Here is a 12807-nt window from a genome sequence, read left to right as displayed (position 1 = left end):
CGCCCGGTGGCGCTGCGCTGACCGGGCCTACAGTTATCACTGCGTCTTGTAGGCCGGGTAAGCTAAGCGCCACCCGGCTTTTTTATTGAGTAAAAATCGTGAATACACTCGAACACACCATCGGCAACACCCCTCTGGTCAAACTTCAGCGCATGGGGCCTGATAACGGCAGCGAAATCTGGGTCAAACTCGAAGGCAATAACCCGGCGGGGTCGGTGAAAGACCGGGCGGCACTGTCGATGATTGTCCAGGCCGAGAAGCGCGGTGAAATTAAGCCAGGCGACGTGCTCATTGAGGCCACCAGCGGAAATACCGGAATTGCGCTGGCGATGATTGCCGCCCTGAAAGGCTACCGCATGAAGCTGCTGATGCCGGATAACATGAGCCAGGAGCGCCGGGCCGCCATGCGCGCCTATGGAGCCGAGCTGATTCTGGTGAGCAAAGAGCAGGGGATGGAAGGGGCGCGAGATTTAGCGTTAGCGATGTCGGAGCGCGGGGAAGGCAAGCTTCTCGACCAGTTCAACAACCCGGACAACCCGTACGCGCACTACACCACCACCGGCCCGGAAATCTGGCAGCAAACCGACGAGCGCATCACCCACTTTGTCTCCAGCATGGGGACCACGGGCACGATCACCGGTGTGTCACGCTTTCTGCGCGAACAGGAGAAGCCGGTGACGATTGTCGGCCTGCAACCGGAAGAGGGGAGCAGCATTCCGGGCATCCGCCGCTGGCCGGCGGAGTATATGCCGGGCATCTTTAATGCGCAGCTTGTGGACCAGGTGCTGGATATTCATCAGCGCGAGGCGGAAAATACCATGCGTGAGCTGGCCGTGCGTGAAGGTATCTTCTGCGGCGTCAGCTCTGGCGGTGCCGTAGCGGGTGCGATCCGGGTGGCTGAGTCCACGCCGGGGGCGGTGGTCGTAGCGATTATTTGCGATCGCGGCGACCGTTATCTGTCTACCGGCGTCTTTGGTGAAGAGAGTTATTCGCAGGGGGCGGGGATTTAAGCGTCATGGAGATGATTTTATTCCGGGATAACACCCGGGCGCAGCAAACCGATATTGTCGCCGTACAGTCGCAGGTGGTGTACGGCAGCGTGGGAAACAGCATCGCGGTGCCGAATATTCGCACCCACCGGCTGAACGTTACCGCCGTGCCAACGGTGCTGTTCAGCAATACGCCTCACTACGACACCTTCTACGGCGGGGTGATCCCGGACGAGTGGTTCAGCGGCTACCTTAAGGCGCTGGAAGAGCGCGAGATCCTGCGCGAGCTTAAAGCGGTCACCACCGGCTATATGGGCAGCGCCAGCCAGATCGCGCTGCTGGCGCAGTGGCTGAAGGCAATCAAAGTGCAACATCCCGATCTGCTGGTGCTGGTCGACCCGGTAATTGGGGATATCGATAGCGGGATGTACGTGAAGCCGGATATTCCTGAAGCCTACCGTGAGCATCTGCTCCCGCTGGCCCAGGGCATTACGCCCAACGTGTATGAACTTGAAGTGCTGAGCGGCAAACCGTGCCGTACGCCGGAGAGCGCCATTGCCGCCGCGCAGGGGCTGCTGTCCGACTCGCTGAAATGGGTAGCGATCACCAGTGCGCCAGTGTCTGACGATCCGCAGAATATCCACGTTGTGCTGGTGAGCGAAGAAGGTGTTACCGTAAGCGCGCACCCGCGCGTAGAGACGGATCTGAAAGGAACGGGCGATCTGTTCTGTTCGGAGCTGGTCAGCGGCATTGTGGGAGGGAAAACCGTTGCCGATGCCATTCGCATGGCGGGCGATCGGGTGACTGACGTTATGATCTATACGCAGTCGAAAGGCTATGACGAGCTTATCCTGCCGGCATAAACAAAAATGGCGCCCGAAGGCGCCATTTTTCTGTGCGGCAAGAATTACTTCTTGATGCGGATAACCGGGGTTTCACCCACGGTGACGCTGCCAGACAGTTTGATCAGTTCTTTGATTTCGTCCATGTTGGAGATAACAACCGGAGTCAGGGTAGACTTCGCTTTTTCTTCCAGCAGCGGCAGATCGAATTCAATTACCGGGTCGCCAACTTTAACGCGCTGGCCTTCTTCTGCGATACGCTTGAAGCCTTCACCTTTCAGTTCAACGGTGTCGATACCGAAGTGAACGAACAGTTCGATACCGCTATCGGATTCGATAGAGAACGCATGGTTGGTTTCAAAAATTTTACCGATGGTGCCGTCAACTGGAGCAACCATTTTGTTGCCAGTTGGTTTGATAGCAATGCCATCACCAACGATTTTCTCAGCAAACACTACATCCGGCACGTCTTCGATGTTGACGATCTCGCCGGAGAGCGGAGCAACAATCTCAATAGTTCCGGAGTCTTTCTTGTCATCAGAAACCAGAGATTTCAGTTTATCGAACAAACCCATGATCTTCTCCTAAGCAGTAAATTGGGCCGCATCTCGTGGATTAGCAGATTGTTTTTTCTTCAATGAACTTGTTAACCAGCGTCATTAACTCGTCCGTTGTCGGTTGAGCAAGAGCCTGCTCTGCTAACACCTTCGCATCTTCGAAGTTCGTGTTACGGATAATCTTCTTAATGCGCGGGATGGAAATGGCGCTCATAGAGAATTCGTCCAGACCCATACCCAGCAACAGAAGTGTAGCACGTTCGTCGCCTGCAAGCTCACCACACATGCCAGTCCATTTACCTTCTGCATGAGAAGCATCAATAACTTGCTTGATCAAATTCAGTACGGACGGTGACATTGGCTGGTAGAGATGTGAAATCATATCATTACCACGGTCAACTGCCAGGGTGTACTGCGTTAAATCATTGGTACCGATACTAAAGAAATCAACTTCTTTGGCTAAATGACGCGCAATGGTCGCGGCTGCCGGTGTTTCCACCATCACGCCGATCTCAATGGATTCGTCAAATGCTTTACCTTCGTCGCGCAGTTCCTGTTTGTAGATTTCGATCTCTTTCTTCAGTGCACGCACTTCTTCAACAGAGATGATCATCGGGAACATGATGCGCAGTTTACCGAAAGCGGAGGCACGCAGAATAGCGCGAACCTGGTCACGCAGGATCTCTTTGCGATCCATGGCGATACGCACGGCACGCCAGCCCAGGAACGGGTTCTCTTCTTTCGGGAAGTTCATGTACGGCAGCTCTTTGTCGCCACCGATGTCCATGGTACGGACGATTACAGCCTGCGAGCCGCACGCTTCCGCAACCGCTTTGTACGCTGCAAACTGCTCTTCTTCCGTTGGCAGAGCGTCGCGATCCATGAACAGGAATTCAGTACGATACAGACCTACACCTTCCGCGCCGTTGCGCTCAGCGCCGTCAACGTCACGTACGGTACCGATGTTAGCGCACACTTCAACCTGATGGCCGTCCAGCGTGATAGCTGGCAGATCTTTCAGTTTAGCGAGTTCCGCTTTCTCGGTAGCAACCTGCTCCTGAACGGAACGCAGCTGCTCGATCACATCGTTAGTTGGGTTGACGTAAACCACATTGTTTACGGCATCCAGAATCAGATAGTCGTCGTTTTTAACCTGGGAGGTAACGCTACCGGTACCCACAATGGCTGGCAGCTCCAGAGAACGCGCCATGATTGAGGTGTGGGAGGTACGTCCACCTGCATCAGTAATGAAACCCAGCACCTTGTTCAGGTTCAGCTGTGCGGTTTCAGACGGGGTCAGGTCAGCGGCAACCAGGATGACTTCGTCCTGAATCGCGCTCAGATCGATGATGGCCAGACCCAGGATGTTGCGCAGCAGGCGCTTACCGATGTCACGTACGTCAGCCGCACGTTCTTTCAGGTATTCATCGTCCAGCTCTTCCAGGGCAGATGCCTGACCTTCGATAACTTCATGCGCAGCCGCGTCGGCCGTCATGCCTTTATCTTTAATCAGGGCTATGATTTCCTGCTCCAGCTCCTCATCTTCGAGCAGCATAATGTGCCCTTCGAAGATGGCTTCTTTTTCTTCACCGAAAGTTTCGCCAGCTTTAGTTTTAATCGCTTCCAGTTGCGCAGATGCCTTGGCACGACCGCTCAGAAAACGTTCAACTTCCTGATCAACCTTGTCGGCAGAAATTTTTTTCCGGTCAATGACGATTTCGTCTTCTTTCAGCAGCAATGCTTTGCCGAAAGCGATACCCGGGGATGCTAAAATGCCTGAAATCATAACCCTACCTTACTTGTGACTGATATTGAAAAGAACCCGGTAAACTTACTCGAGTTCAGCCATCAGCTTAACCAGATGCTCAACTGCTTTCTGCTCGTCTTCACCTTCAGCGGAGATGGTAACAACGGTACCCTGAGTCAGGCCCAGAGTTTGCAGCTTGAACAGGCTTTTTGCGCTAGCGCTTTTGCCGTTGGAAGTCACAGTGATTTCAGAAGTGAAGCCTTTCGCTTCTTTAACAAACTGAGCAGCAGGGCGGGTGTGCAGACCGTTCGGAGCGGTAATGGTAACTTCTTGCTGGAACATTGTATTTCCCCAACTTATAAGTTTAGTGTTGTGGAACTAAAGTCTAGCCTGGCGACTTAACTTTAGCCTGTATAGTTAGCGCTGACGTTTCAATCGTCATTAAACATTATGCAGTGAAAGCAAGACTTGAACCAAATCATAAAATCGATTCAGCAGCGCTATTTCGTTCACCGATTAATTTCGCGCATCAAAATAATTGCTGGTTTAAATACCAGACCCAACGGGGTGAAGCAATGCCAGGAGGGGTAAAACTTTGAAGCAGGCCACAAAAAAGCACCTGAAAAGGTGCTTTTTTACGCGTTTTTAACATGCTGGCATCACTGTTGCAGTTCTTTCTCTGTGAAGAGATCGGCAAACAGTGCTGTGCTTAAGTAACGCTCACCCGAAGACGGTAGGATAACCACAATGTTCTTATTGGTAAAGGTTTCATCTTCCAGCAGTTTGAGGGCTGCCGCAACCGCCGCACCGGAAGAGATACCCGCCAGAATGCCTTCCTCGTCCATCAGGCGACGCGCCGTGGAGATGGCTTCTTCATTGGTAATGGCGACGACTTTATCGATCAGCTTCAGATCCAGGTTGCCTGGAATAAAGCCAGCGCCGATACCCTGGATTTTGTGTGGGCCAGGTTTGATCTCTTCGCCTGCCAGCGCCTGAGCGATAACCGGTGAGTCGGTTGGCTCAACGGCAACGGTAATCAGATCTTTTTTACCTTTCGTGCCTTTAATATAGCGAGACACACCGGTCAGCGTACCGCCGGTGCCTACGCCGGAGATAAACACATCAACCTGACCGTCGGTATCTTCCCAGATTTCCGGGCCGGTGGTTTTCTCATGAATTTCCGGGTTGGCCGGGTTGCTGAACTGCTGGAGCAGCAGATACTTTGCCGGATCGCTGGCAACAATTTCTTCGGCCTTCTGAATCGCGCCCTTCATGCCTTTTGCGCCTTCGGTCAGGACCAGGTTCGCACCCAGCGCTTTCAGCAGCTTACGACGCTCAATGCTCATGGTTTCAGGCATAGTCAGCGTCAGCTTGTAGCCACGCGCCGCCGCAACATAGGCCAGAGCGATACCGGTATTGCCGCTGGTGGGTTCAACCAGCTCAACGCCAGGTTTCAGCACGCCACGCTTTTCAGCATCCCAAATCATATTCGCACCGATACGGCATTTAACGCTGAAGCTTGGGTTACGAGATTCGACCTTCGCCAGAATGCGTCCATTACCGATACGGTTCAGTCGAACCAGGGGCGTATGACCGATAGTCAGCGAGTTGTCTTCATAAATCTTACTCATGGCCTGTCCTTAACTGTATGAAATTGGGATACCGACCCAGCATACCTGTTGAACAGGTATGGGGAAGTAAGGAAATCGCATATCTATATGCTGCAAGGAAATAATGGGGATCAGTATGGAATAAGGGGCGGCATAAGCCACCCCTCTTTTACACATTTTTGCATTACTTCCATAACGCGTGCTTAGCACGGTAACAGTCCACCCACATCGCCGTCGCGCCGCAAACGGCAACGGGCATGATGAACAAATTCAGGAAAGGGATCATGGTGAACAGGCTGGTCAGCGCGCCAAATTGCATGTTGGCAACCTTCTGAGTGCGCAGGGCAGTGCGCATCTCTTTAAACGGCACTTTGTGGTTATCGAACGGATAATCACAGTACTGGATAGCGAGCATCCAGGCGCTGAACAGGAACCACAGCACGGGCGCGACCGTCTGGCCAATCCCGGGTACAAAATAAAGAATAAGCAGCACAATCGCCCGCGGCAGGTACCAGGCGAACTTCTGCCATTCACGCTTCATGATGCGGGGGAGATCTTTCACGATCCCGAGTACGCCCGTGTCAGGTGGCGTCGCACCGGTAAGGCGCGCTTCCAGCTGTTCGGCCAGCAGACCGTTGAACGGCGCGGCTATCCAGTTTGCTATCGTCGAAAAGAAATAGCCGAAAACCAGCAGCACGGAGATAACCGCAATCGGCCAGAGCAGGTAGTCTAGCCACTGTAACCAGTCCGGCACATAGCTCATCAGGGAAGGGATCCAGCTTTCCAGTCTGGTGAACAGCCACCAGAAGGCCCCGCCCATCAGAATAATGTTGATCAGTAACGGCAAAATAACGAAGCGTCGAATGCCCGGCAGGGAGACCAGTTTCCAGCCCTGAGAAAAGTACCAGACCCCGCTGCGTGGGGCAGAAGAAGATGTTGAAACCATACCAGGCTGTACTCCTTTTTACACAACCAGTGGAATTGCCCGCCTATATTATCCAGTTACGGGCCAATGACCAGTTCGGAAATGTTCGAAAAACCAGCAAAAAGCACGATTTAGTTCATCTTTATGCTGTGAATGCTCTGCATACACTTGCACTTGACGTAAACGGCAAATACTCTTAGTGAGTAAATGTTTGCCGTGGTGGCAAGGTGTTAGAACAACAGAGAATATAATGATGCAGGATTTGCGTCTGATATTAATCATTGTTGGCGCGATCGCCATAATCGCTTTACTGGTACATGGTTTCTGGACCAGCCGTAAAGAGCGTTCCTCTATGTTTCGCGATCGTCCACTGAAGCGCATGAAGTCCAGTCGTGACGACGATGACGTTGAAGACGACATCGACGGTCCTGACGACGACGGCGTGGGTGAAGTTCGTGTTCATCGGGTCAATACTGCGCCCGGCGCAGCGCATGGAGAGCATGAAGCCCCCCGCGCTCCGCAGCACCAGTATCAACCACCGTATGCCTCTGCCCAGCCGCGCCAGCCAGCGCCGCCGCCAGTGGAAGAACCTGTTCGTCATCCGCCGCAGCAGCCTGTGCAACAGCAGCCCGTTGCGCCACAGCCTGTACAGCCGCAACCTGTGCAACAGCCTGCACAGCCAGTGCATCAGCCACAGCCTGTTCAGCAGCCGCAGCCGGTACAACAACCGCAGCCGCAGCCTGAACCGCCTGCGCCACAGCCCGCTCCGCGCGTTGAGCCAGAGCCGGTCGCAGAGCCAGAACCGGTTGTTGAAAAGCCGCAGCGTAAAGAAGCGGTGATCATCATGAACGTGGCTGCTCATCATGGCACCCATCTGAACGGTGACGTGCTGCTTAACAGCATCCAACAGGCAGGCTTCAAGTTCGGCGACATGAATATTTTCCATCGCCACCTGAGTCCTGACGGTAGCGGTCCGGCGCTGTTTAGCCTGGCCAATATGGTCAATCCAGGCACGTTTGACCCGGAAATGACCGGTGATTTCGTCACGCCGGGGGTTACGATCTTTATGCAGGTGCCGTCCTACGGTGACGAGCTGCAAAACTTTAAGCTGATGCTACAGTCCGCTCAGCACATCGCCGACGAAGTGGGCGGTGTGGTGCTCGACGATCAGCGTCGAATGATGACGCCGCAGAAACTGCGCGAGTATCAGGACCGCATCCGCGAAGTTAAGGAAGCGAACGCGTAATCGTCGCGTTAACTTCACCTCCTCCTCAACCCCCGCCTGTCGGGGGTTTTTCTCATTGATGGTGCGATATGGACTCAATCGAACAACAACTTACTGAACTGCGAACCACGCTTCGCCATCATGAATATCTCTATCATGTTATGGACGCACCGGAAGTGCCGGATGCGGAATATGACCGCCTGATGCGTGAACTGCGCGAGCTGGAAGCGCAGCACCCCGAACTGATTACGCCCGATTCCCCAACGCAGCGCGTCGGCGCGGAACCGCTGGGCGCTTTCAGCCAGGTGCGCCATGAAGTGCCGATGCTGTCGCTGGATAACGTGTTTGATGAAGAGAGTTTTCTGGCTTTCAACAAGCGTGTGCAGGATCGCCTGAAGAGCATCGACAATCTGAGCTGGTGCTGCGAGCTAAAGCTGGATGGTCTGGCCGTTAGCATTCTTTATGAGAACGGCGTGATGGTGCGTGCCGCAACGCGCGGCGACGGCACTACCGGGGAAGACATCACCACTAATGTGCGCACTATTCGTGCGATCCCGCTGAAACTGCGTGGCGATAACATTCCCGCCCGGCTGGAAGTGCGCGGGGAAGTGTTCCTTCCGCAGGCGGGCTTCGAGAAGATCAACGAAGAAGCGCGTCGTACGGGTGGGAAAGTGTTTGCAAACCCGCGTAACGCGGCGGCAGGTTCGCTGCGTCAGCTCGATCCGCGAATCACCGCGAAGCGACCGCTTACTTTCTTCTGCTACGGCGTCGGGATCCTGGAAGGCGGTGACCTGCCAGATACCCACCTGGGTCGTTTAATGCAGTTCAAAGAGTGGGGGTTACCGGTTAGCAACCGTGTGCAGCTCTGCGACTCTCCGGAGGCGGTGCTGGCGTTCTATCACAAGGTTGAAGAGGATCGTCCCACGCTCGGGTTTGATATTGATGGCGTGGTGATCAAGGTTAACTCGCTGGCGTTGCAGGAACAGTTAGGATTTGTGGCCCGTGCGCCGCGCTGGGCGGTAGCCTTTAAGTTCCCGGCGCAGGAGCAGATGACCTTCGTTCGCGACGTGGAGTTTCAGGTAGGGCGTACGGGGGCGATTACGCCTGTGGCGCGTCTGGAGCCTGTGCAGGTGGCTGGCGTGCTGGTAAGTAACGCCACGCTGCATAACGCCGATGAAATTGCCCGCCTGGGCCTGCGCATTGGTGACAAAGTGGTGATTCGCCGCGCGGGCGACGTGATCCCACAGGTGGTTAACGTTGTTGAGTCTGAACGTCCTGCCGATACCCGTGCCATCGAGTTTCCAGCCCACTGTCCGGTATGTGGTTCGGACGTTGAGCGCGTGGAAGGTGAAGCGGTAACGCGCTGTACGGGCGGGTTAATCTGCGGCGCGCAGCGTAAAGAGTCCCTGAAGCACTTTGTCTCCCGCCGGGCGATGGACGTCGACGGAATGGGTGACAAGATTATCGACCAGTTAGTTGAGAAAGAGTACGTCCATACGCCAGCGGACCTCTTTACCCTGACGGCAGGTAAGCTGACCGGTCTTGATCGTATGGGGCCAAAATCTGCCCAGAACATCGTTAACGCGCTCGAGGCGGCCAAAAACACCACCTTTGCCCGTTTCCTTTACGCGCTTGGCATTCGTGAAGTCGGAGAGGCGACAGCGGCAGGGCTGGCGGCGTATTTCGGCACGCTGGACGCGCTGGAGAAAGCCACCATCGACGAGCTACAGAAAGTCCCTGATGTCGGCATTGTGGTCGCCACCCACGTTTTCAACTTCTTCGCCGAAGAGAGCAACCGTGAAGTGATCGGTAAATTACTGGAACAGGGCATTCACTGGCCTGCACCGGTAGTGGTTAATGCCGAAGAGATCGACAGCCCGTTTGCCGGTAAAACGGTGGTGCTGACCGGCAGCCTGAGCCAGCTTTCGCGCGATGACGCGAAAGCGCGCCTGGTGGCACTGGGGGCAAAAGTGGCGGGCAGCGTATCGAAGAAAACCGACCTGGTGATTGCCGGGGAAGCGGCCGGTTCGAAGCTGGCAAAAGCGCAGGAGCTTGGCATCGAGGTAATCGACGAAGCGGAAATGATGCGCCTGTTAGGAGAGTGACGTGGAAAAAGAGCAGCTCGTTGAGATCGCCAATACGGAGATGCCGTTCGGTAAATATAAGGGTCGCAGGCTGATTGATTTACCGGAAGAGTATCTGCTGTGGTTTGCCCGTAAGGATGAGTTCCCCGCCGGGCGTCTGGGCGAGCTGATGGCTATCACGTTACTGATCAAAACAGAGGGGCTGACCCAGCTGGTTCAGCCCCTGAAACGTCCTTAAACTTTCGCGGCGCGGGTCTCTTCCTGCGCCAGCTTTTCTGTCTGCGCCTTGTAACGCCGCGCCAGTACCGCACACACCATCAGCTGGATCTGATGGAAAATCATCAGCGGCAACACCATCATCCCAATGACGGACGTCGGGAACAGAATATTGGCCATCGGGATCCCGTTGGCCAGGCTCTTTTTCGATCCGCAAAATACAATGGTGATTTCATCGGCCTTGTTGAAGCCGCATTTGCGGGCCACAAAGACGTTAACCGCGATGACAATGGCCAGCAAAACGATGCTTACCACCACAATAAACAGCAGCGATCCAGCGCCCACCCTGTGCCAGATGCCGTTCACCACGGCTTCGCTGAAGGCCGTGTAAACCACCAGCAGAATTGAGCTTTGGTCCGTTTTCCCGATCCATTTTTTATGTTTTGCCACAAACGCCCCAATCCAGGGACGGGATAAGTGTCCGAGCACAAACGGCAGCAGCAGTTGCAGACAAATTTTACCCACCTGCTCCAGATTACCTTCCGCCCCGTGCATATTCATCAGCAGACCGACCAGCAGCGGTGAAACAAAGATCCCCAGCAGGCTGGAAGCGGAAGCAGAACAAACCGCCGCCGCGACGTTACCGCCCGCCAGCGAGGTAAAGGCAATAGCGGACTGCACGGTGGCCGGCAAAATGCACAGATAAAGGAAACCGGTATACAGCGCCGGATCGACATTCACCGGCGCCCACCAGGCGAACAGCACGCCCAAAACCGGGAAGAGGATAAAGGTGCTGCACATTACCCACAGGTGCAGTCGCCAGTGGCTACCGCCTGCAATAATGGCTTCCCGTGAGAGTTTGGCGCCATGCATAAAGAACAGCAGGGCAATGGCTGCCGTGGTCAGTCCTTCAATAACCGGAACGAAACTGCCCCGCGCCGGGAAGAACGAGGCCAGCAAGACGACACCAATCAGGGTCAGCGTAAACGGATCAAGGATACGAAAAAGTTTCATAATCACTCCTGAAAACAGATGCCGCTATTGTGCTTTCTTCCCTTTGAGAAATAAAATTGATTTATTGCATCCATTCATGAATTAAACAGATGAATTATTCGTTACGTCAGCTTCGCGTTTTCGTCACCGTCGCGCAGGCCCGCAGCTTTAGCCGGGCAGGGGAGATCATTGGCCTCAGCCAGTCGGCGGTGAGCCATAGCGTTAAGGAGCTTGAAACGCAAACGGGAGTGAAGCTGCTCGACCGTACGACGCGAGAAGTGGTACTCACCGAAGCGGGACAGCAACTGGCAATGCGTCTGGAGAGGCTGCTGGATGAACTGAACAGTACGCTCAGGGATGTCGGCCGGATCGGACAACAGCTTTCCGGCACCGTGAGAGTGGCGGCGAGCCAGACGATTTCAGCGCATCTTATTCCCCAGTGTATCGCTGAAAGTAATCACCGCTATCCGGATATCGATTTTGTTTTGCACGACAGGCCGCAGCAGTGGGTACTGGAGAGTATCCGTCAGGGGGATGTAGATTTTGGCATCGTTATTGATCCCGGAGCGGTAAGCGACCTGGAATGTGAAGTGGTGCTCTCGGAGCCCTTTTTATTGCTCTGCCGCGATGATGATCCGCTGGCATCGCTGCCACAGGTGGCCTGGCTGGCCTTGCAGGGGGCGAACCTGGTGTTACAGGATTATGCATCAGGCAGCCGTCCGCTGATAGATGCCGCACTGGCCGCGCAGGGCGTTAAGGCAACCATTGTGCAGGAGATCGGGCATCCTGCCACGCTCTTCCCGATGGTCGAAGCGGGGATTGGCATCAGCGTTCTGCCGGCGCTGGCGCTGCCACTTCCGCAGGGGAGTCGTTTAACGGTGAAGCGTTTCGTACCCTGTGTCGAACGCCAGCTGATGCTGGTACGCCGTAAAAACAGGTCACTTTCCGGCGCGGCGCATGCCTGCTGGGATGTGGTGCGTATGCAGGCCGAACGTTTGATGGAGGCCCGCACACGCGATCCACTTTTTAACGAAACCAATAATCAGATGTAGATATTAATCTGATGCTCCGCGGAGGGCTTATTGATGCCTTCCGCGACTGCCTGACCTTTTTCCTGTTTTGGCATCGCCTCTTCTGCCTGCTGACGCTGCAATTGCGCCAGTTGTGCCTGCAACATAGCCAGCTGAGATTCGAGTAATTCCTGCTGCTTTTGCTTCTCTTCTGCTGTGGCATCACCCATGGCCACTTCTTTGAGCTGCTGAGTGACTTTCGTTATCTGTTTGGTCAGACGGGTGATTTGAGAAGCAATGTCGTTTCCGCCGGAGCTGTTATCTACGCTGCCGATTTCCATCGCCGACAGAGAAACGGGCTTAAGAGTTGTCATATTGAGATCCTTTTCGCCATAAAATAGAGGTATCGGCAAAGAAGGCGTGAGCTTGAGTAAAACAAGCGATCTGGCTGCAATGGGGATGTGCTATATCGCAGATAGCAAAAAAGCGCCTTTAGGGCGCTTTTTTACATTGGTGGGTCGTGCAGGATTCGAACCTGCGACCAATTGATTAAAAGTCAACTGCTCTACCAACTGAGCTAACGACCCGAAATGGTGGGCGATGACGGGC

At 54.5% G+C, this 12807-nt stretch carries 13 protein-coding genes and 1 tRNA gene; 6 read left to right on the top strand and 8 right to left on the bottom strand.

Annotated features, from left to right (window positions below; all coding sequences use genetic code 11):
* Positions 1 to 98: 98 nt before the first annotated feature.
* Both cysM and pdxK read left to right on the top strand, forming a co-directional pair.
* On the top strand, positions 99 to 1010 hold the full coding sequence (gene cysM, locus IPZ49_RS01765; protein WP_032671795.1) for a cysteine synthase CysM: 912 nt from the start codon (positions 99 to 101) through the stop codon (positions 1008 to 1010).
* A 5-nt stretch (positions 1011 to 1015) separates the two neighbouring features.
* On the top strand, positions 1016 to 1852 hold the full coding sequence (gene pdxK / locus IPZ49_RS01760; protein WP_015572224.1) for a pyridoxine/pyridoxal/pyridoxamine kinase: 837 nt from the start codon (positions 1016 to 1018) through the stop codon (positions 1850 to 1852).
* 44 nt (positions 1853 to 1896) lie between these two features.
* Here pdxK and crr read toward each other — a convergent pair whose 3' ends face one another.
* The 5 genes from crr to cysZ all read right to left on the bottom strand — a co-directional run bounded on the left by crr (position 1897) and on the right by cysZ (position 6691).
* Positions 1897 to 2406, bottom strand: a complete 510-nt coding sequence (gene crr / locus IPZ49_RS01755) for a PTS glucose transporter subunit IIA (RefSeq protein WP_003861316.1) — start codon at positions 2404 to 2406, stop codon at positions 1897 to 1899.
* A gap of 40 nt (positions 2407 to 2446) precedes the next feature.
* A complete protein-coding gene (gene ptsI, locus IPZ49_RS01750) occupies positions 2447 to 4174 on the bottom strand; it encodes a phosphoenolpyruvate-protein phosphotransferase PtsI (RefSeq protein ID WP_006811455.1) in 1728 nt (575 codons plus the stop codon).
* Positions 4175 to 4219: 45 nt separating this feature from the next.
* Positions 4220 to 4477 (bottom strand): phosphocarrier protein Hpr, encoded by a 258-nt coding sequence (ptsH, locus tag IPZ49_RS01745; RefSeq protein WP_000487600.1) that lies wholly within the window; start codon positions 4475 to 4477, stop codon positions 4220 to 4222.
* Between the two features lie 317 nt (positions 4478 to 4794).
* The gene (cysK, locus tag IPZ49_RS01740; protein ID WP_006811453.1) at positions 4795 to 5766 is read right to left on the bottom strand and encodes a cysteine synthase A; all 972 of its coding nucleotides are present in this window, start codon (positions 5764 to 5766) and stop codon (positions 4795 to 4797) included.
* Between the two features lie 163 nt (positions 5767 to 5929).
* On the bottom strand, positions 5930 to 6691 hold the full coding sequence (gene cysZ / locus IPZ49_RS01735; protein ID WP_006811452.1) for a sulfate transporter CysZ: 762 nt from the start codon (positions 6689 to 6691) through the stop codon (positions 5930 to 5932).
* 229 nt (positions 6692 to 6920) lie between these two features.
* Between cysZ and zipA the strand changes: the two genes are divergently transcribed.
* The 3 genes from zipA (at position 6921) to IPZ49_RS01720 (ending at position 10217) form a co-directional block, all read left to right on the top strand.
* Positions 6921 to 7916, top strand: a complete 996-nt coding sequence (gene zipA, locus IPZ49_RS01730; protein WP_015572226.1) for a cell division protein ZipA — start codon at positions 6921 to 6923, stop codon at positions 7914 to 7916.
* A 68-nt stretch (positions 7917 to 7984) separates the two neighbouring features.
* Positions 7985 to 10000 (top strand): NAD-dependent DNA ligase LigA, encoded by a 2016-nt coding sequence (gene ligA, locus IPZ49_RS01725; RefSeq protein ID WP_017383473.1) that lies wholly within the window; start codon positions 7985 to 7987, stop codon positions 9998 to 10000.
* A gap of 1 nt (position 10001) precedes the next feature.
* The gene (locus IPZ49_RS01720) at positions 10002 to 10217 is read left to right on the top strand and encodes a DUF3820 family protein (RefSeq protein WP_003861328.1); all 216 of its coding nucleotides are present in this window, start codon (positions 10002 to 10004) and stop codon (positions 10215 to 10217) included.
* Here IPZ49_RS01720 and IPZ49_RS01715 read toward each other — a convergent pair.
* Complete coding sequence (locus IPZ49_RS01715; RefSeq protein ID WP_015572227.1) at positions 10214 to 11209, bottom strand: bile acid:sodium symporter family protein; 996 nt, start codon at positions 11207 to 11209, stop codon at positions 10214 to 10216. The two genes, IPZ49_RS01720 and IPZ49_RS01715, sit on opposite strands and share 4 nt — an antisense overlap.
* 89 nt (positions 11210 to 11298) lie before the next feature.
* On the opposite strand from IPZ49_RS01715, the gene IPZ49_RS01710 reads away from it, so the two are divergent.
* Entirely contained in the window at positions 11299 to 12240 is a 942-nt protein-coding gene (locus IPZ49_RS01710; protein WP_058689120.1) for a LysR family transcriptional regulator, read from the top strand.
* On the opposite strand, the gene IPZ49_RS01705 is transcribed toward IPZ49_RS01710, so the two are convergent.
* Together IPZ49_RS01705 and IPZ49_RS01700 are read right to left on the bottom strand one after the other, a co-directional pair.
* A complete protein-coding gene (locus IPZ49_RS01705) occupies positions 12231 to 12572 on the bottom strand; it encodes a FlxA-like family protein (protein WP_017383471.1) in 342 nt (113 codons plus the stop codon). The genes IPZ49_RS01710 and IPZ49_RS01705 overlap by 10 nt on opposite strands.
* A 137-nt stretch (positions 12573 to 12709) precedes the next feature.
* A tRNA-Lys gene (locus IPZ49_RS01700) sits at positions 12710 to 12785 on the bottom strand.
* Positions 12786 to 12807 lie beyond the last annotated feature (22 nt).

Source organism: Enterobacter cloacae complex sp. S2 (assembly GCF_015159675.1).
In the GTDB taxonomy this organism is placed as follows: domain Bacteria; phylum Pseudomonadota; class Gammaproteobacteria; order Enterobacterales; family Enterobacteriaceae; genus Enterobacter; species Enterobacter intestinihominis.
This window is presented reverse-complemented; position numbering and strand designations above follow the sequence as displayed.